The following is an 18,241-nucleotide window of genomic DNA, read 5'->3' as shown; positions in this document are numbered from 1 at the left end:
ACGCAGGCAGCTGAGGGGGTATCCTTCGACCGACGAAATCCGTTGGCGCACTGCGTGAACGATGCGCATCGTATATCCGCCCGCGTGCGGCGGACTCACCACTGACGGGAAGCGGAAACACTGTCGGGCCTGCATATTGCGCAGTTCGGATCCCAGCGCATTCGGACCTCAGTCGCTACGCCGTGACGGGCATGGGACTTGAGCATCGCATCCACCCGCTGGCTGCAGCCCTTGCACTGCAACAGCTTTCACATCTGGATGACTACCTCGTAGGCCGTCATCGCATCGCCGAGCACATCCACGACGAACTCCTCGACCGGCACGTCATCGAAGAATTCACTGTCGTAGAGGATCGTGGCCAGGTCCGCTGTTCCCGGCCTTCACCGGCGAACTGGCCTACGCTCCCGGCGACTACCCAAGAGCCGAAGAGCTCCACCACACCACCCTCGTGTGCCGTTCAGGCCGACGTGACTCCCTGTTTGGCATCGAGACGAGGACCTGCCGCTCGTCGACCGCTACGTCGAAGCGCTCTACAAAGTCATCACCCACCACGCCGATTTGAAGGGGTAGAACTCGATGATCGAGACCACGCTGCTGGAGAAGTTGACGCGGGAAGCCGACCGGGACGAGGTGCAACAACTCGCCGTGGGAGCTGTCGTCCAACACAGCGGCAAAGTCCTTCTGCTGCAACGCCCCGCCGACGACTTCATGGGTGGGATCTGGGAACTTCCCAGCGGCAAAGTCGATTCCGGCGAATCCATCGACCAAGCCCTGATCCGGGAAGTCAAGGAAGAGACCGCAACTGGCGGTCGCAACAACGTCACGGATCAGGGACGGCGGACAGGAATTGCCACGCGCGCGTTGCGGCTTGGAGATTGAATCGGATATTCACATCACGTAGGTCGAAGCCGGTGAGTTCGCGGATGCGGCCGAGGCGATAGCGCAGGGTGCTGCGATGGATGTGTAACACGGCGGCGGAATCGTTATAGTTGCCGCCGCATTCGAGATACTGGGCCAGGGTGTACACGAGGTCCGAGTTCCGGGTGGCGTCGTAATCCAGGAGGGCACCGAGCCATTCGCGCATGAAGTCGTCGACTTGACCGTCGGCGCGCGCCGCGTCGACCAGACGATAGAAGCCGAGTTCTTCGAATGCCGTCGCGCCGTCCGGTATCCGCGACCGCAGCCGGATTTGGACGGCACGGAGTGCGTCGGCGAACGATCGCGCGAAATCGCTCGGCTGCTCGCACCGGCCGCTGATGCCGATGGTTATCGGCGTCGCGTCGACGCGTTCGCGGATTGCGTGGTGGAAGGCGCCCGGATCCGGTCTGCGGTCGGTGATCAGCACGACCGTGCCGCCGTGGCGGCCCAGGATATATTGCAGACTCAGGGCCGACGCGGCGTGGCTCGCGGCCTCTGCGATCGTGTCGTCGGCGCGGCGCGCGCTGTGCACCAGGACGACGTAGTGCGGTCCGCGCAGGTCGTGTCCCAATGCTTCTGCGCGGGCGTAGGCGCTGTCATTGTCGGTGCCGGAGGCGAGATCGTCGACGAGCTCGCGACGTAGCCGCAGTTCGATCTCGGCGAGATTGCGTTGATGTGCGAGTTCGAGGGCGAGCATGGTGCTGCCGTACACCAGTGCGAACAGCTGAGCCTCGACCACGCGCTGGTCCGGGTCGATCAGTGCGAGCGTGCCGAGGACCTCGGTACGTGGTTTCACCAGCATGATCACCCGATCTTGGACCCGCAGCGGCGCATTGTGGGTCGCGAGACGATGCAGCAGTTGATCACGCTGCTCCGGTGCGGCTTTGGGATAGGGTTCCGGTCGGCCGGGTCCAGACCAGGCCCGCAGATTGCCGAAGGGGTCCTCGACCGCGACGGGCAAATCGGTCAGCTGAGCGAGGGCGTCGGCGATACCCTGTTCGCCCTGTCCGTACGCGGCGGCTCCGGCGAGCACCTCGTGCACCCGCGTCTGCCGTTCGAGGCGTCGCACCGTGGCGGTCAAGCGCTCGTTGATCTGGGTGAGCTCGGTCGCGTGGGCGGAAGCCCGTTCGTGCGTGGTCGCATTGGCCAGAGCCGCACCGGTGAGCTGCGCCAGCACTTCCAGCAGGAATATCTCGTCTGGCCGCGGCGCGCGGTCGGAGCCGACAATGAGTGAACCGACCGCTCCGGACGAACTTCGCAGGACGAACGCCCACCCCCACTTCTCGTCGGCCAGGTTCACGCTGCCCTCGCCGCCCTGGGCACTGACCTGCGTGTCCAGGCCGGGCTGTGCGGGTCGCGTCTGCGGGTACCGCAGGAATTCGCCGTCTACCCGGTGATAGCTCGCCCGCGTGCGACACGAGCCGAGGGACGGGACAGCCGCACCGGCCATTCGAAGTATTTCGACTTCTTCGTGCTCGCTCGACAGCGCCGCCGACAGCCTGCACAGCCCGTGCAGCGACGCCAGTTGTGCGCGCACCAAGCTGTCGGCGATTGGATAACTCAACAATTGCTGATTCATGGCGGGTTCTGGCCTGTGGCAGCAGGTTTCGAGGTCGGACCCGGCGCTGCGGCGTCCTCGGCCGCGCCCACCCCGAAATTTTCGGCCGTTCCACTCGCCGCCACGCGCACCGATCCACTTCGAACGACAACATCCAGGTGCGGATTAATTCTGCGGGCGTTGATCATCGACGGTACACCGATCAATCCGGCGTTTGCCGCCCATGCCGAATATGCCGTTGCCGCATCAAAGCAGCCGATGAAATATCTCGAATACCACGGACCATTCGGCGGTTCCCGGATTCTTGACCTTCGGTGCGATCGCGACGAACGTCTGCGCGAGCGCCACGCTCAGACCACCGGCGATCAGCGGCAGCCGACGCTCGGTGTCGTCCGAGAGGGCGAGGTCGAGCGGCGGGCGCGCGGCGAGTTGGTCGAGCAGCGGTTGCAGCTCGATCTCCTCATCCAGCTTCTCGAACCGATGGATGCTCTGCTGCAGTCCCGCGGTGATCGGCAGGTCCCACGATTCGATCACATCGCGCGAGTTCGCCTTCGCCGACGCCTTGGCAACGACGAACAGGTCATAGATCTTGTCGTCGATGAATTCGGTGTAGCGCTTGAGATCATTGCGGTCCACCTGCAGCCCGGCCGCGGCTCGGAAGAAACGCTGAAATTTGACAACGCCCATTACCGGCATTTCGGTCAGCTCCTCTCGAAGTACTCGTGAATATGGCGCACCGCCATCGCGCCTTCACCGACGGCGGACGCGACTCGTTTGACCGAGCCACTACGGACATCGCCCACCGCGAAGACGCCGGGCCTGCTTGTTTCGAGCGGTAGCGGTCGACGGCCGGAATCGCGCTGATCCTCGGCCGGGTACACCGCATCCGGACCGGTCCGGACGAAGCCGTGCGCGTCTAGCGCGACAGTGTCCGCCAACCAAACTGTGCACGGCACGGCCCCGATGAAAACGAACAGGGCGCGCACCGCGAGCTCCTCCCGCTCCCCGGTGCGATTGTTCTCGACTACGATTTCTTCGAGTTCGCTGACACCGGCTACCTCGCGCACCTCGGTGTTGCGGTGCACCGTCACACGCGGGTGCTGCTCGATCTGCTCGACCAGATACCGGGACATGCTCTTGCCGAGATCGCCATCCCGGATGAGTAGGTGCACGTGCTCGACGTGACCGGCGAGAAACACCGTTGCCTGCCCTGCGGAGTTACCGCCGCCGACGATCGCCACCGGGTCCACGCCGCACATCGACGCCTCCTGATGGGTCGCGGCGTAGTACACGCCGGCGCCTTCGAAGCGCTCGATTCCGGTCACGGCGAGTCTGCGATAGCGGGCGCCGGTGGCCAGGACGACGGTGCGGCCGAGCAGCGCGCCGCCACCGGCCAACCGCAGCAGATGGTGTCCATCCTCGGCTTCCAGCCCGACTACCTCCGCGGACACCAGCAATCGAGCACCGAACTTTCCGGCCTGGATGACCGCTCGCTCGGCCAACTCGGTGCCGGAGATGCCCGCGGGAAAGCCCAGGTAGTTCTCGATGCGCGAAGAGGTGCCCGCCTGTCCACCCGCCGCAATCGCCTCCAGCATCGAGGTGTCGAGCCCGTCCGAGGCGCCGTACACCGAGGCGGCCAGGCCGGCCGGGCCAGCACCCACCACGATGAGGTCGCACACCTCGCGCAGCGTGTCCGGCACCGGTAGGCCGATGAGGCGCCCCAATTCGGCATTCGTCGGATTGCGCAGCACCCGCTCGCCACGCCAGATGACGACTGGAGTGTCCTCGGGTGCGACCCCGAGATCACGCAGGAGTTTTTCGGCCCGACTGTCGCGCTCGAGGTCGATCCAGGTGTGCGGCAATCGGTTTCGCATCGCGAACTCGCGTAGCCGCCGGGTGTCGGGCGAGTAGCAGGAACCGATGATTCGGAACCCGGAGACGATACCGAGCAGCCGGCAGCGGCGGATCAGATAAGCGCGCAGAATGAGGTCGCTGAGCACCGGATCGTGTTCGACCAGCGCGCGTACCCGCTGGATCGGGACGACCAGCACCTCGCCGTCTTCGATCATCTCCGCGGTGTAGAACGCGACCTGACCTTCCAGCAGGCCCAGCTCGCCGAGGAATCGGCCGGGCCCGTGGATGCGCAGCACCCGGCGTTCCCCCGCATCGTCATCGACGATCGCGACGTTGCCGGACAGGATCACGAAGAACTCGTCGCTCGGCGCGCCGGCGCGCACCAACGTCTCACCGGCACGCACCGCTCGCCGGGCGCCGCCGACGGCGAGCGTCGCCACCTGCGCGTCCGACAATCGCGGAAACGCGCCGATATCGTCCGGGGTTTCGACGTTCATCAGACGAAGTTCTGGTGGACGTAGCACCAGCGCCAATTCTCGCCGGGTTCCATCGATTGGACGATGGGGTGGCCGGTCCCGGTGGCGTGCGCTCGCGCGTGCCGCATCGGGGATGAGTCACAGCAGCCGACGTGCCCGCAGGTCAGGCACAGCCGCAGATGCAGCCATGGCGTGCCGAGCCGAAGACACTCTTCGCAGCCCTGCGGTGTCCGCGGCGCCACCGGCTGGATCGCCGCGACGTGGGGATCGGTATAGGTGGAGGTCATGCGGTCACCCCCTTATCCGCTCGATCGGAGAGGCCCTGGTCCAGCCACCTCCGCAGTTCCGGTACCGGAGCGGCGCCCGCCTGCCGGGCCAGCACCTCGCCGTGGTCGAGCACGAGCAAGGTCGGCACCGCCCGCACGACGAACCGCTCGGCGGTGCGGGGTGCGGCATCGACGTCGACCTTGACCAGCTTCAGCCGACCGGCACGTTCGGTCGCGAGCTGTTCGAGCGCAGGGCTGACCATCAGACAGGGCCGACACCAGGTTGCCCACAGGTCGACAAGGACTGGCACCGAAGACTTTTCGGTCACCTCGGTGAAGTCGTCGTCCCCCGCCGCGACGATCCATGGCAGCGGTTTGTGGCAGTTACCGCATCGCGGTGTGCCCTCCGCCGCGGCCGGAACCCGGTTGAACTTCCCACAGTTGGGGCATTTGATCTTCGCGGTTTCCATCGTCGTACCTCGTTTTCATGCCGCGATCGCGGGCGCGGTGTACGCGACCGCGAGATCGGCACCGTCCACGGTGACCGTGACGGCGCCGCCCTGACCGATATCGCCGCGCATGAGCGCCCGGCCGATCTTCGTCTCGACTTCGTGCGCGATGTAGCGGCGCAACGGCCGCGCACCGTAGACCGGATCGAATCCGTGCTGGGCAATGAGCCTGCGCGCCTCCGGAGTGATGTCGAGCCTGATCTGCCGTTCCGCCAGGCGCTGTCGGAGTTCTTCGAGTTGCAGCTCGACGATGTGCTCGATCTGCGGCAGCGTCAGCGGCGTGAACAGCACGATGTCGTCGACGCGGTTGAGAAACTCGGGACGGAAGTGTCCCCGCAGCTCGGCGAGTACCCGATCCCGCGCGTCCGGCTTGATTTCGCCGTGGGCGGTGACACCCTCGAGTAGATGGTGGGAGCCGATATTCGAGGTCATGATGATCACGGTGTTGCGGAAATCGACCTGTCGGCCTTGCGAATCGGTGATCCGACCGTCGTCGAGCACCTGCAACAGAGTATTGAACACGTCGGCGTGCGCCTTCTCGATCTCGTCGAACAGCACCACCGAATACGGCTTGCGGCGCACCGCCTCGGTGAGCTGCCCGCCCTCGTCATAACCGACGTAGCCGGGAGGCGCACCGATCAACCTGCTGACCGTATGCCGCTCCTGGTACTCGCTCATGTCCAGGCGCACCATATTGTCTTCGCTGTCGAAAAGCGCCGCGGCCAAGGTCTTCGCGAGTTCCGTCTTGCCGACGCCGGTGGGTCCGAGGAAGATGAACGATCCGATCGGCCTGCGTGGATCGCGGATTCCCGACCGGGCCCGGATCACCGCGTCCGCGACAAGTTGCACCGCCTCCTCCTGCCCGACCACCCGCTCGTGCAGGATTTCATCGAGCCGTAGCAACTTCTCCCGCTCGCCCTCTTTTAGCCGGGCTACCGGGATTCCGGTCCACGCGGCGACGATTTCGGCGATCTCGTCCTCGGTGACAACCTCTTGCAGCAGCGGCTGCTTGCCCTGCTTGGTTCGCAATTGTTCCTCTGCCGCTTGCAGATTGCGTTCCAGCTTGGTGATCTCGCCGTAGCGCAACTCGGCCGCGCGATTAAGGTCGTAATTGCGTTCGGCCTCTTCGGCTTCGTGGCGCAGTTGCTCGAGTTGTCCACGCAATTCCTGCACCCGCCGGATCGCCTGCCGTTCGGCCTCCCATTGGGCGTGTCTCGAGTCGGCCTCGGCCCGCAGATCGGCAAGTTCCTTTCGGAGCTCCTCGAGACGAGCCTTGCTTGCCGCGTCCGTCTCCTTGGACAGTGCCGCCTCTTCGATCTCCAGCCGGGTCACCTTCCTGGTGAGTTCATCGAGTTCCGCTGGCATCGAGTCGATTTCGGTGCGCAGCCGAGCACATGCCTCGTCGACCAGGTCGATGGCTTTGTCCGGCAGGAAGCGGTCGGTGATGTAGCGATGCGACAGGGTCACGGCCGCCACCAGCGCGCCGTCCTGGATCTTCACGCCGTGGAAGACCTCGAGGCGTTCGCGCAGGCCGCGCAGGATGGACACCGCATCCTCCATGCTGGGCTCGTCCACCAGCACAGTCTGGAATCGACGTTCCAGTGCCGCATCGGATTCGATGTGTTTGCGGTACTCGTCCATGGTGGTGGCGCCGATCATGTGTAGCTCGCCGCGGGCGAGCATCGGCTTGAGCATATTGCCCGCGTCGAGGGATCCTTCACCGCCGACCGATCCCGCGCCGACCACGGTATGTAGCTCGTCGACGAAGAGCAGAATGCGGCCCTCGGCCGCCTTCACCTCCGACAGCACGGCTTGCAGACGCTCCTCGAACTCGCCTCGATATTTCGCCCCCGCCACCAACGAACCCATATCGAGGGAGAAGATCGTCTTGTCGCGCAGGCCTTCTGGCACATCGCCACGGACGATGCGCTGGGCCAAGCCCTCCACGATCGCGGTCTTGCCGACGCCGGGATCACCGATCAATACCGGATTGTTCTTGGTCTTCCTGCTCAAAATCTGTGTCACCCTGCGGATCTCGGCGTCCCGGCCGATAACGGGGTCCAGCTTGCCCGCGCTGGCTTCGGCGACGAGGTCGCGGCCGTATTTCTCCAGTGCCTCGTAAGCGCCCTCCGGGGTCGCCGAGGTCACCCGCTGATTACCACGAACCGCGGTGAGCGCCTGCAAGAACGACTCTCCGGTGATGCCCTGACCCGCGAGGAGCCGGCCCGCCACAGTGCCCGATCCCTCTTCGGTCAGCGCCATTACCAGGTGCTCCACCGAAACATAGGAGTCCTTGAGCCGCTTGGCTTCTCGTTCGGCCGATTCGAGCAGCGCCGCCAACCGCCGGGTGACCATCACCTGCCCCGGCGCGGCGCCCGGCCCGCTGACCTTGGGTCGGCGGACCAACTCGCGATTCAGGTCAGCGCGCAACGCGTCGAGATCCGCGCCCGCCTGGTCGAGCAGCCGGGGCACCAGCCCGTCCGGCTGGTCGATCAAGGCGAGCAGCAGATGTTCGCCGTCGACCTCGCTGTGCCCCAATCGCGTCGCCGCGTTCTGCGCTTCGCTCAAGGCTTCCCGAGACTTCTCCGTCAACTTGCTGGTGTCCATCGGGACGTCCTCCTTCTACGAGGATCGGCTTCGAGTTCTTCGATTCGGTCCAGCAGATCGAGCACCAACCCGATTGCCGCATAGTTCAATCCGAGCCCGGACCGCAAGCGCTGGATTCGGGCGACAACGGCCACCGCGGACGGTTCGAAGCGAAGTTCGGTACCTTCGCGGGCACCGTCGAGCAGTCCGAGCGCGACCAATCTGCGCACCATGTCCGGATGCAGACCGGACCGCTGTGCGAAATCGTCGAGCCGCAGCCCCGGTTGCCGCACGATCACGTATTGCGGTGTGGGCGCGCTCATTGCTCTCTCCTCGGATCGAAGGTCGATTCGGCGGCCAACTGCTCGAACAGCTCCCGTTCCCGCGCGGTCGGTTTCGACGGCACTATGACCTTGACCTCGGCGTACAGGTTGCCGTCGGCGCCGCGGGCATTGGGCATGCCCGCGCCACGCAATCGCAGCTTGCGCCCGGTCGAGGAGCCCGGCGCCACTTTGACTTTTGCCTCGCCGCCCGGAGTCGGGACCGCGACGGTGGCGCCGAGCACCGCCTCCCACGGGGACACGGGCAGATCGACGTAGATGTCGCGGCCAACCAACCGGAAGCGCGGATGCGGCTTGATGTGCACGACCAGGTAGAGGTCCCCAGCAGGCGCGTCGCCACTGCCCCTGCCGCCCTGCCCGGCCAGCCGGATCCGCTGGCCGTCTATCACCCCGGCCGGGATATCAACGTCGTAGCTGCGCCCGTCGAGCCCGAGCTTGCGCTTGCCGCCGCGGTAGGCCTCCTCAACGGTCAGCTCCAGGACCGCCTCCTGATCGGCACCCGGAATCGGTCCGTATCCGCCGCCACGGCCACCGAAGACGTCGCCGAATATGTCGCTGAAGTCGACGTTGCCGTCGAAACCGCGACCGAAGTGCACGCGGGTCCCGCCACCGAAACCGCCCCTGCTGCCACCGAAACCACCGCTGCCGCCACCGAAACCACCGGTGGCCGCGCCGACCCGTTCGTCGTAGTCCTCCGGCACCCGCCGGAAGTCCTCACCGAAGCGGTCGTAGCGACTCCTCGTCGACGGATCGGACAGGACCTCGTACGCCTCGCTGACCTCCTTGAACCGATCCTCCGCCGCCGGATCGGAATTCACATCCGGGTGATATCGCCGCGCCAACTTGCGATATGCCTGCTGAATCTGGTCCTTGTCGGCGTCGCGGGGAACCCCGAGGACCTCGTAGTAGTCGCGCGCCATCGACGCTCACTCCTCGCGTCTGCTGACGATCACGGCCGCCGGACGCAGCTGCCGTCCGTTCTCGCCGTATCCGGGGCGCAGCACCTCGACCACGGTTCCCGGCGGGAAATCGGGCCGGTCGACCACGCTGACCACCTCGTGCATTTCCGGGGAGAACGGCACCCCGACCTCCGAATGCCTCGGGTAGCCGAGCTGTTCGAGTACCTGCACCGCCTGGTCCCGGATCGCGCGAACGCCCGCGACGAGTGGGTCCGCATCGCCTTTCGCGTGCGCCAGCGCCAGTTCCAAGTTGTCCAGCATCGGTAGCCAGGCACCTGCCACCTTCGATCGTTCGTCCGCGCGCTCTCGATCGAGATCCCTGGCGTAGCGCTTGCGTAGGTTGTCCAGATCGGCGGCGGCGCGGCGCCAGCGGTCTTCCAACTGTGCGATCTGGGCTGCGGGTTGTTCGGGCGCCGCATCCGGATCGGGGGTGTCGGTGGTCGACTGGTCTGCGGAGGTTTCCATCGGAAATCCCTCAGCTCCGGTCGAATTCGGCGTCGATCACGTCGTCGTCACCGGGTGAGCCCGCGCCTCCACCCGCGCCCGCGTAGCTCGACTGTCCGTCGCCGCCGCCGGTTTGCGCGGGCTGCAACCCGTACTGCAATTGCTGCAGTTCCGAGGTGAGCGACTGCACGCGATCCAGCGGCGCTTCTTCTTTGACGGCCTGTCTGGCGTCGGCGATCAGCATCTCGGCGCGTGCCCTCTCGTGCGGCGGCGCGCTGTCACCGAGTTCGGCCAGGCGCCGTTCCACCTGGTACGCGGCCGAATCCAACGCGTTGCGGGCATCGACGGCCTTGCGCAGTTCCTCGTCTTCGCGGCGGTGCTGCTCGGCCTCGGCGAGCATCCGGTCGACCTCGCTCTGGTCCAAATTGGACTGCTCGCTGATCGTGATGCTCTGCTCTTTACCGGTGTCCTTGTCGCGTGCGGTGACATTGAGGATGCCGTTTGCGTCGATGTCGAAGGTGACCTCGACGTGCGCCTGGCCGCGTGGTGCGGGCCGGATGTCCTCCAGTCGGAACCGGCCGAGCACGCGGTTGTCGGAGGCGCGCTCACGTTCGCCCTGGAGCACCACCACATCGACCGCGCGCTGGTTGTCCTCCGCGGTGGAGAACACCTCGCTGCGCCGGGCCGGAATGGTGGTATTGCGCTCGATGATCTTCGTCATCACGCCGCCCTGGGTCTCCACGCCGAGCGACAGCGGCGTTACGTCCAGCAGCAGCACATCGGAGACCTCACCCTTGAGCACACCGGCCTGGACGGCCGCGCCGAGCGCGACGACCTCGTCCGGGTTGACGCTCATGTTCGGGTCCTTGCCGCCGGTGAGCCTGCGCACCAGCGCCTGTACCGCCGGGATACGGGTGGAACCGCCGACCAGGATCACCTCGTCGATGTCATTGGCGGTGACCTTGGCGTCCTTCATGGCCTGCTCCACCGGGCCGAGGCAGCGCTGCACCAGATCCGCGGTCAGGTCATCGAACTTCGAGCGCATGATCGTGGTGGTGAGGTGCTTGGGTCCGTTCGCGTCGGCGGTGACGAAGGGCAGATTCACCTGTGTCTGTGACACCGAGGACAGCTCGACCTTGGCCTTCTCTGCCGCCTCGAAAAGTCGTTGCAGCGCTTGCGGATCGGCACGTAGGTCGATGTGCTCTGCGCGCTGGAATTCGTCGGCGAGATAGTCGACGATGCGCCGGTCGAAGTCGTCGCCGCCCAAATGGGAATCGCCCGCGGTGGAGCGGACCTCGACCACACCGTCACCGACGTCGAGCAGACTGACATCGAAAGTGCCACCACCGAGATCGAATACGAGCACCGTCTCGTGGGTCTGCTTGTCCAATCCGTACGCCAATGCTGCGGCGGTCGGCTCGTTGATGATGCGCAGGACGTCGAGTCCCGCGATCCGGCCCGCGTCCTTGGTGGCATTGCGCTGTGCGTCGTTGAAGTAGGCGGGCACGGTGATCACCGCTTCTTTGACCCGCTCCCCGAGATATTTGCTCGCGTCATCGACCAGCTTGCGCAGCACCAGCGCGCTGATCTCCTCGGGCGCATACTTCTTGCCTCGCACATCGAACCTAGCAACGCCGCCCTCACCCTCGACGACGTCGAAGCTCACCGCCTTGGCTTCCTCTGATATTTCGTCGAAGTGGCGACCGATGAATCGCTTCGCCGAATAGATCGTGCCCTTCGGATTCAAAATCGACTGTCTGCGGGCAAGCTGACCGACAAGTCGCTCACCGCTCTCGGTGAAGGCAACCACCGACGGTGTGGTGCGCGCGCCCTCGGCATTGGCGATCACCACCGGCTCCCCGCCCTGCCAGCTCGCGATGACAGAATTCGTAGTTCCCAGATCGATTCCTACAGCAGTGGCCATATCAATTCCTTCGGATCGGCGCGACCGGCCGGCCGCCGGATATTCGACACCGCCAATCCTCCCGACCGCGCCACAGGCATGAAACGGTCCGACAAGGCGAAAAACGGAAACCGATTGGTCCTGCCGGAACAGGGGCGCCGGTAGACGGCCTTCGGCAAGCTGTTTCGAGGCCCTAACGACCAGTGACGCTCCGCCGTCCACGCATGTCCTGATCGGAGGTCAACGGTCTCGATCGCGCTCGAGGTCCTGGCGATCCTGATGCCGATCCAGCTAATGCCAGTGAGGAGACCGGGGTTTTCATAGGCCAGCGCCAGCCGGCCGAACTGACGGCCTTCGAAGGCAATTGGAAGACAGACGACAACGGTGACAACCCGAGAGCGCCGGTGGTGGACATAGCAACTAACAAATGGAAGCGACAACCGGATGCGGCGTGATCGCCGGCGGAATAGTTCCGCTCCGACGCGGGTTAGTTTCCATGGAAACCAAATTGTGGGTCGGTGATCAGGCCGGCACCGATCTTGGAGGAAGGCACCTCATGAGCACCATCGACTTGACTCCCACCGTCGACATCCGCCGCGCCGAGGACCGGTTCAAGTCCGACTTCGGCTGGCTGGATTCCAAACACTCGTTCTCCTTCGGCCACCATCTCGACCAGGCCAACACTCATCATGGGCTGCTGCTGGTCAACAACGACGACATCGTCGATCCCGGTACGGGGTTCGACACCCATCCACACCGCGACATGGAGATCGTCACGTGGGTGCTGGAGGGCTCGCTGGTCCACCAGGACTCCACCGGCCACAACGGCGTGATCTACCCCGGCCTGGCGCAGCGCATGAGCGCCGGCACCGGCATCCTGCACTCGGAGAAGAACGACTCGTGGCGGCTCAGCGGCGACGTCCACCAGGACCCGGTGCACTTCGTGCAGATGTGGGTGGTGCCCGACGAGGCCGGTATCACCCCCGGTTATGAGCAGTTGGAGATCGAGGCGGAACTGCTGTCCGGTGGTCTGCTGCCGGTCGCCTCGGGTATGCGCAAACATGACGGCCACGCCGCGATCCGGATCCGGAACTCGCACGCGGCCCTGTACGTCGCGCGGCTCGCCCCAGGACAGTCGGTGCACCTGCCCGACGCACCGTTCCTGCACCTGTTCGTGGCCCGCGGCGCGGTGACACTGGAGAGTGCCGGCCCGCTGTATACCGGCGACGCGGTGCGCTTCACCGCTACCGGCGGCCAGCAGGTCACCGCGAGCGAGCCCGCCGAGATCCTGGTCTGGGAAATGCACGCCAGCGTCCAGTTCTGACCCTCGGTGTCCCCCGTCAGGGAGACCGTTCCGTGCAGCCGGCGTGGCAGACATTGTCGAGGCGGAGTGCTCCCTAACGTAGGCACCGCCGCCCCGCCGGCTTTCGCCGAACACATGGGTATGGAGATGCGCCTCAGTGGCAGAAGGTCTCGACAAAACTCTTGACCACATCTGGCAGTACCGACGTGGTTCGCGATTCAGTCAGCTGGCGGCGCCGAAGGCGCATGTTCAGACACCGCAGCGACAACCACGGCCGGGTCCCACTCATCAAGCCCAGCGAAGACGACCGCTGCCGCCGAGCGGGCTCGTTGCGCGCGTTGGATCGGCACGCGCAGCCACTGCCGCCCCGACGATCCCCGCAGTGTTCTGCAACGCGGCGGCCACCACCGGCGTGCGGTTCTTCAGCAACGGAATCCATTTGTCGCCCTTGCGGCTGACCCCGCCACCGGCGATGAACAGGTCGGGCGAGATCGCGTTTTCGATGGCGACCAGCACCTTCGTCACCTCCGGGGCCCACCGTTTGTAGCTCCAGGCGTGCCTTTCCTTGACCGACGCGGCGCCCCGACGCTCGGCCTCCATTCCGCCGACCTCGATGTGACCGAATTCAGTGTTGGGCAACAACACCCCGTTGTGGATTACCGCCGAACCGATGCCGGTGCCAAACGTCAGCAGCACAATGACGCCGTCGCTGTCCTTGCCGGCACCGAACTCGACTTCGGCCAATCCCGCCGCGTCGGCGTCATTGAGCAGGGTCACCGGCTGTCCGCCGAGTTCGGCGCTGATCACCTCCTGGGCGTTCACTCCGATCCAAGACTTGTCGAGGTGCGCGGCGGTACGGGCGACGCCGCCGCTGACCACACCCGGATAGGTGACGCCAAGCGGCGCGTCCCACTGGAAATGCTTCACCACCTCGTGGATCGTGTCGGCGAGAGCCTCCGGAGTAGCCGGCCGCGGGGTCGGGAGTTTGAAGCGGTCGCCGATCAGCTGCCCAGTGCCGAGATCGACAACGCCGCCCTTCACGCCGCTACCGCCCACGTCGATGCCGAAGCCCCAGCAATGCGGCCTAGCCTGGCTCGGCTTTTCGGTGACCGAAGCGGTGGTATCGGTCATGGACACTCCCGAGTACGTGGCGGCGGCCCGAGGTCGGCTCGCTCCACAGATTCCGGGCGGATGGTTGCCGTGGGATTCATCGAGTCCCCCTGGTCACGAATCGGATATCGAGGCAGAGATTTCGGGAGGCTGCCCGTTATTCCAACAAAAAGGGCGCAAGGGTTCATTCACAACGGCACTGCCCGCTTCGGGCACCCCGCTGGACGGACACGGCGCATGTCAGGGACATACCCAAATACTGATGGTGCACATAACATCAGGCATCTATTCTCTCCCCCGCACCGGTATCCCCGCTACCTGCAAAAGCGGCCGGTCCCCTTGCAGTTCGGCAGCGTATGTCAACACTGCAACACCCGCGGAACTGCGAGGGAACCGTCAAGATCAAATCAGCGCTCGGCGGCCTGCGCCTGTGGGATGCCACCACATCCGTATCGATGCGCACCTGAAACGGATCGTGCTCGACGACCACCGTGAGAAAGCGCGGCGACAGCGGGTCATTCCCTCCGAGATGATGAGCATGGCCGTCCGCCATGACGCCATTGACCGCACCCGGTCCGCGAGGTCGCGGACCTTCCTCGAAGCGCCAGAAATCGCGTGCAGCCGACATGGAGACCCTCACAGAGCTGCGCGCGCAGCTGCAGGCGTGGGTGGCCGGAAAAGCTATTCGATGGCGCGCTGGCCTACACCCACGGCCCCAAACGCAACCCGCGGGTCCTCGACGTCGCCGACATCGAACTCGGAACCGGCCCATGCCCCGGAGAAGCACTCGCCCTGCATTGGGCCGATGTCGACCTCGACAACAAACCGGCGCGAATCACCTTTTCCGGCACAATCATTCGAATCAAAGGCAAAGGACTTATCCGCCAGGAATGGACCAAGACCGACTCGGGCTATCGGACAGTGGTCCTGCCCCAGTTCGTCGTCGAGACCCTCCGGCGAGTCAAGCCGAAGCGGTCGACAATGACCTGGACCTGGTCTTCCCCAACCGCGACGGCGGGATCTGGGACCCGCACAACTTCAACCGGCTGTGGCGACAGGCCCGCGGGGAGAAGTTCGCCTGGGTCACGCCCAAGACCTTCCGCAAGACCGTCGCATCCCTCATCGCCGACGAATACGGCCCCCAGGCCGCAGCCCAACAACTCGGCCACGCGAACGACTCGGTCACCAAGCGCCACTACATCGACCAACCGACCGAAGCACCCGACTTCACGGCGGCCTTGGGACGCCTCTCCGGCTGAAAACGTGTCGTTTCCGTGTCGTTCGACCCCCAAAACGGACAAAACCAGGGTCGAACTGATAAGTTCGCCCTGGTCAAAGCTCCCCCATCTGGACTCGAACCAGAAACCTGCCGATTAACAGTCGGCTGCTCTGCCAATTGAGCTATAGGGGACTATCCTTGGCTCGTCCGTACTGGGCGGGCCGAGGTGAAACTTTAGCGTATCGGCGCTCGCCTTCCCAAATCGCGTCTCTACCTGGAGACATGCGGGGGCTTCGGCGTGTCTGGGGGTGGCGCGCGGTGGGGGTGGATCCGGATCGACAGGTGTACCCGGCGTCGGGCAGGATGGTAGCCGCGCACAGGCACTTTGGGAGGAGCTCTACGAGATGCTGCGGTTGATCATCGGCATTGCGGCCGGTTACGTGCTCGGGACGAAGGCCGGGCGGGGTCGCTATGAACAGATCAGTGCGGCGACCCGCGCGGTCACCGGGAGCCCGGTGACTCGCAAGCTGGTTCTCTTCGGGCGACAGAAGCTGTCGGACAAGCTCAGTACCCAGGCGAAGTTGGAGCCGATGGTGCCGCTGGATGAGCGGACCACGATTCTGGTGCCGCAGGATCAGCTGCGCCGCTGAATTCGGGGGATTCGAGCCGGAAATGTGCCGGTTAGCAGTCGAAGTGGTGCACCTAGTCGTCCTCGGGTGCACCGCTAACCGCAGCGGCTGGCCGTCAGCGCGGCTACTTCTCTGATTACGACATGCGCGGTACGACGAATCGCACGCAGTGGCTACCCGGACTCCGGAGCTAGTCAGCCCGCTGCGAAATCGTCGTGATTCCCCATCGCCTGGGTGAGCAAACTCTTGCGGTACTGCTCCAGCGCCACGAGGTCACCGAACAGCGCCATATACGCGTCGGCCTGCTCGGTCGAGGACACACGCTGCAGCTTCGACTTCAGCTCCGCGATCTGACGGCCGACCCAGGCTTCCTGAACTCGGGCCAGCACCCCGGTGACGAACCGGGGAATGTCATTGGCCGACTTCACCGGCATCTGCTCGCCCGACAACTCGGAGACCAAGGCCCGCATGGTCAAATCATCGGTCCCGTCCGATACGGCGTTGACCCACTCGGCGCCGCTGAGCCCGGATGCCGTGCCACCGGCCTCGGCGATCATGGCGCGCACGGCCGCGTAAGCCGGATGGGTGAAGGCCTCGTTCTCGATCGAATCGAAAACCGCGCCCGCCATCGCCGGATACTGCAGTGCCGCGCCGAGCGCCTGCCGTTGCGGCAGCAGCGTCGGGTCGTTCGGGTTGGGACGGGCTGCGGGGTGTTCGGCGACGACCGCGCTGGGCTGCGGCGTGCCCGCTACTGGGCCACGACCGCTCGGGCGACCACCGTTGCGATTGCGCTTGGCTTCCTCACCGACGCGCCGCACGACGGTCTGGATATCGTCCCAGCCGACCCAGCCCGCCAGCTTGGTCGCGTACGCCTTGCGCAGCGCGTTGTCCTTGATCTGCGCCACCACCGGCACGGCACGGCGCAGCGCCTCCACCTGTCCCTCGGCGGTATCCAGGTTGTGGTCGGCGAGCAGACCGCGAATCACGAACTCGTACAACGGGGTTCGCCGGGCTACCAGGTCGCGCACGGCGCCGTCGCCGGAGCGCTGGCGCAGTTCGCACGGGTCCTGGCCGTCGGGGGCGATGGCGATGTAGGTCTGCCCGGCCAACTTCTGGTCGCCCGCAAAGGCTTTCAATGCCGCCGCCTGTCCGGCCGCGTCACCGTCGAAGGTGTAGATGATTTCGCCGCGCCAGAAGTTGTCATCCATGAGCAGTCGGCGCAACAGGGCGAGATGCTCGTCACCGAAGGCGGTGCCACAGGAGGCGACGGCGGTTTTCACCCCGGCCAGATGCATGGCCATCACGTCGGTATAGCCCTCGACCACTACCGCCTGGTGGCCCTTGGCGATCTCGCGCTTGGCGTGGTCCAGGCCGAACAGCACCTGAGACTTCTTGTACAGCAAGGTTTCCGGCGTATTGATGTATTTGCCGGGCATGGTGTCGTCGTCGAACAGCTTGCGCGCACCGAAGCCGATGACATCACCGCCGAGATTGCGGATCGGCCACAGCAGCCGCCGATGGAAGCGGTCGATCGGTCCGCGCTGGCCCTGACGCGACAGCCCGGCCGCCTCGAGCTCCTTGAAGTCGAAACCCTTACGCAGCAGATGCTTCGTGAGCGTATCCCAGCCCGCCGGGGCATAGCCGCAGCCGAATTGCTGGGCGGCATTGCCGTCGAAGTTGCGGTCGGTCAAGAATTTGCGCGCAACCTCGGCATCGGGCTCGCGCAATTTGGCCATGTAGAACTCGTGCGCGGCGGCATTGGCGGCAACCAACCGTCCCCTGGTGCCGCGGTCGCGCTGCACCGAGGTGCCGCCGCCTTCGTAGTTGATCTGGTAGCCGATCCGATCGGCGAGCTGCTCCACCGCCTCGACGAAACCGGTGTGCTCGACCTTCTGCAGGAAGGCGAAGACGTCACCGCCCTCACCGCAGCCGAAGCAGTGGTACAGGCCGTGGTTGGGCCGCACATGGAATGACGGCGACTTCTCGTCGTGGAATGGGCACAGGCCCCTCATGGAGTCCGCACCCGCCCGCTTCAGCGCGACGTACTCCCCCACCACATCCTCGATCCGGACGCGTTCGCGTATTGCCGCGATATCGCGATCTGGGAGTCGTCCGGCCACGGCGGTCAGTCTAGGCTAGTCCGGCCTCGACACGCCCAGCGGCTGG

At 65.3% G+C, this 18,241-nt stretch carries 16 protein-coding genes, 1 tRNA gene and 1 pseudogene; 5 read left to right on the top strand and 13 right to left on the bottom strand.

Features of this window, described 5'->3' with window-relative positions:
* Positions 1-191 precede the first annotated feature (191 nt).
* Both ACIBJI_RS12600 and ACIBJI_RS12595 read left to right on the top strand, forming a co-directional pair.
* Positions 192-293, top strand: a pseudogene (locus tag ACIBJI_RS12600) (hypothetical protein); the annotation flags it as partial.
* A 283-nt stretch (positions 294-576) separates the two neighbouring features.
* A complete protein-coding gene (locus tag ACIBJI_RS12595) occupies positions 577-879 on the top strand; it encodes an NUDIX domain-containing protein (RefSeq protein ID WP_364339369.1) in 303 nt (100 codons plus the stop codon).
* On the opposite strand, the gene ACIBJI_RS12590 is transcribed toward ACIBJI_RS12595, so the two are convergent.
* The 10 genes from ACIBJI_RS12590 to dnaK all read right to left on the bottom strand — a co-directional run bounded on the left by ACIBJI_RS12590 (position 821) and on the right by dnaK (position 11,835).
* Positions 821-2,497 (bottom strand): PucR family transcriptional regulator, encoded by a 1,677-nt coding sequence (locus tag ACIBJI_RS12590; protein ID WP_397084071.1) that lies wholly within the window; start codon positions 2,495-2,497, stop codon positions 821-823. The genes ACIBJI_RS12595 and ACIBJI_RS12590 overlap by 59 nt on opposite strands.
* Positions 2,498-2,722: 225 nt before the next feature.
* Positions 2,723-3,163 carry a DUF1931 family protein gene (locus tag ACIBJI_RS12585; RefSeq protein ID WP_364339795.1) on the bottom strand — a complete coding sequence of 147 codons (441 nt, stop codon included), beginning with the start codon at positions 3,161-3,163 and terminating at the stop codon, positions 2,723-2,725.
* 14 nt (positions 3,164-3,177) lie between these two features.
* Positions 3,178-4,827, bottom strand: coding sequence for an FAD-dependent oxidoreductase (locus tag ACIBJI_RS12580; protein ID WP_397084069.1), 1,650 nt, complete (start codon positions 4,825-4,827; stop codon positions 3,178-3,180).
* Complete coding sequence (locus ACIBJI_RS12575; RefSeq protein ID WP_397084067.1) at positions 4,827-5,093, bottom strand: UBP-type zinc finger domain-containing protein; 267 nt, start codon at positions 5,091-5,093, stop codon at positions 4,827-4,829. Before ACIBJI_RS12575 ends, ACIBJI_RS12580 begins: the two co-directional genes overlap by 1 nt.
* Positions 5,090-5,542, bottom strand: a complete 453-nt coding sequence (locus tag ACIBJI_RS12570) for a thioredoxin domain-containing protein (protein ID WP_364339361.1) — start codon at positions 5,540-5,542, stop codon at positions 5,090-5,092. Before ACIBJI_RS12570 ends, ACIBJI_RS12575 begins: the two co-directional genes overlap by 4 nt.
* A 15-nt stretch (positions 5,543-5,557) precedes the next feature.
* Positions 5,558-8,188: an ATP-dependent chaperone ClpB gene (gene clpB / locus ACIBJI_RS12565; RefSeq protein ID WP_397084064.1), complete on the bottom strand. Its 2,631-nt coding sequence runs from the start codon at positions 8,186-8,188 to the stop codon at positions 5,558-5,560.
* A complete protein-coding gene (locus tag ACIBJI_RS12560; RefSeq protein WP_364339357.1) occupies positions 8,170-8,490 on the bottom strand; it encodes a chaperone modulator CbpM in 321 nt (106 codons plus the stop codon). Before ACIBJI_RS12560 ends, clpB begins: the two co-directional genes overlap by 19 nt.
* Entirely contained in the window at positions 8,487-9,428 is a 942-nt protein-coding gene (locus ACIBJI_RS12555; RefSeq protein ID WP_364339355.1) for a J domain-containing protein, read from the bottom strand. The genes ACIBJI_RS12560 and ACIBJI_RS12555 overlap by 4 nt, the downstream gene beginning before the upstream one ends.
* 6 nt (positions 9,429-9,434) lie before the next feature.
* A complete protein-coding gene (locus ACIBJI_RS12550) occupies positions 9,435-9,932 on the bottom strand; it encodes a nucleotide exchange factor GrpE (protein WP_364339353.1) in 498 nt (165 codons plus the stop codon).
* 10 nt (positions 9,933-9,942) lie between these two features.
* A complete protein-coding gene (gene dnaK, locus ACIBJI_RS12545; protein WP_364339351.1) occupies positions 9,943-11,835 on the bottom strand; it encodes a molecular chaperone DnaK in 1,893 nt (630 codons plus the stop codon).
* 535 nt (positions 11,836-12,370) lie between these two features.
* Between dnaK and ACIBJI_RS12540 the strand changes: the two genes are divergently transcribed.
* Complete coding sequence (locus ACIBJI_RS12540; RefSeq protein WP_364339349.1) at positions 12,371-13,138, top strand: pirin family protein; 768 nt, start codon at positions 12,371-12,373, stop codon at positions 13,136-13,138.
* 267 nt (positions 13,139-13,405) lie between these two features.
* Here the strand turns inward: ACIBJI_RS12540 and ppgK are convergent, their stop codons facing one another.
* Positions 13,406-14,248: a polyphosphate--glucose phosphotransferase gene (gene ppgK, locus ACIBJI_RS12535; protein WP_396955831.1), complete on the bottom strand. Its 843-nt coding sequence runs from the start codon at positions 14,246-14,248 to the stop codon at positions 13,406-13,408.
* A gap of 869 nt (positions 14,249-15,117) precedes the next feature.
* On the opposite strand from ppgK, the gene ACIBJI_RS12530 reads away from it, so the two are divergent.
* Complete coding sequence (locus ACIBJI_RS12530; RefSeq protein WP_364339345.1) at positions 15,118-15,486, top strand: tyrosine-type recombinase/integrase; 369 nt, start codon at positions 15,118-15,120, stop codon at positions 15,484-15,486.
* A 79-nt stretch (positions 15,487-15,565) separates the two neighbouring features.
* On the opposite strand, the gene ACIBJI_RS12525 is transcribed toward ACIBJI_RS12530, so the two are convergent.
* Positions 15,566-15,638, bottom strand: a tRNA-Asn gene (locus ACIBJI_RS12525).
* 212 nt (positions 15,639-15,850) lie between these two features.
* Between ACIBJI_RS12525 and ACIBJI_RS12520 the strand changes: the two genes are divergently transcribed.
* A complete protein-coding gene (locus ACIBJI_RS12520) occupies positions 15,851-16,096 on the top strand; it encodes a hypothetical protein (RefSeq protein WP_063040910.1) in 246 nt (81 codons plus the stop codon).
* A 173-nt stretch (positions 16,097-16,269) separates the two neighbouring features.
* Here the strand turns inward: ACIBJI_RS12520 and dnaG are convergent, their stop codons facing one another.
* Entirely contained in the window at positions 16,270-18,195 is a 1,926-nt protein-coding gene (gene dnaG / locus ACIBJI_RS12515) for a DNA primase (protein WP_364339342.1), read from the bottom strand.
* Positions 18,196-18,241 lie beyond the last annotated feature (46 nt).

Source organism: Nocardia sp. NPDC050408 (assembly GCF_044458905.1).
Taxonomy (GTDB): domain Bacteria; phylum Actinomycetota; class Actinomycetes; order Mycobacteriales; family Mycobacteriaceae; genus Nocardia.
This window is presented reverse-complemented; position numbering and strand designations above follow the sequence as displayed.

Coding starts and splice junctions, on each gene's coding strand:
- ACIBJI_RS12595 (WP_364339369.1), top strand. CDS start 577: ATGATCGAGACCACGCTGCTGGAGAAGTTGACGCGGGAAGCCGACCGG.
- ACIBJI_RS12590 (WP_397084071.1), bottom strand. CDS start 2,497: ATGAATCAGCAATTGTTGAGTTATCCAATCGCCGACAGCTTGGTGCGC.
- ACIBJI_RS12585 (WP_364339795.1), bottom strand. CDS start 3,163: ATGGGCGTTGTCAAATTTCAGCGTTTCTTCCGAGCCGCGGCCGGGCTG.
- ACIBJI_RS12580 (WP_397084069.1), bottom strand. CDS start 4,827: ATGAACGTCGAAACCCCGGACGATATCGGCGCGTTTCCGCGATTGTCG.
- ACIBJI_RS12575 (WP_397084067.1), bottom strand. CDS start 5,093: ATGACCTCCACCTATACCGATCCCCACGTCGCGGCGATCCAGCCGGTG.
- ACIBJI_RS12570 (WP_364339361.1), bottom strand. CDS start 5,542: ATGGAAACCGCGAAGATCAAATGCCCCAACTGTGGGAAGTTCAACCGG.
- clpB (WP_397084064.1), bottom strand. CDS start 8,188: ATGGACACCAGCAAGTTGACGGAGAAGTCTCGGGAAGCCTTGAGCGAA.
- ACIBJI_RS12560 (WP_364339357.1), bottom strand. CDS start 8,490: ATGAGCGCGCCCACACCGCAATACGTGATCGTGCGGCAACCGGGGCTG.
- ACIBJI_RS12555 (WP_364339355.1), bottom strand. CDS start 9,428: ATGGCGCGCGACTACTACGAGGTCCTCGGGGTTCCCCGCGACGCCGAC.
- ACIBJI_RS12550 (WP_364339353.1), bottom strand. CDS start 9,932: ATGGAAACCTCCGCAGACCAGTCGACCACCGACACCCCCGATCCGGAT.
- dnaK (WP_364339351.1), bottom strand. CDS start 11,835: ATGGCCACTGCTGTAGGAATCGATCTGGGAACTACGAATTCTGTCATC.
- ACIBJI_RS12540 (WP_364339349.1), top strand. CDS start 12,371: ATGAGCACCATCGACTTGACTCCCACCGTCGACATCCGCCGCGCCGAG.
- ppgK (WP_396955831.1), bottom strand. CDS start 14,248: ATGACCGATACCACCGCTTCGGTCACCGAAAAGCCGAGCCAGGCTAGG.
- ACIBJI_RS12530 (WP_364339345.1), top strand. CDS start 15,118: ATGGACCAAGACCGACTCGGGCTATCGGACAGTGGTCCTGCCCCAGTT.
- ACIBJI_RS12520 (WP_063040910.1), top strand. CDS start 15,851: ATGCTGCGGTTGATCATCGGCATTGCGGCCGGTTACGTGCTCGGGACG.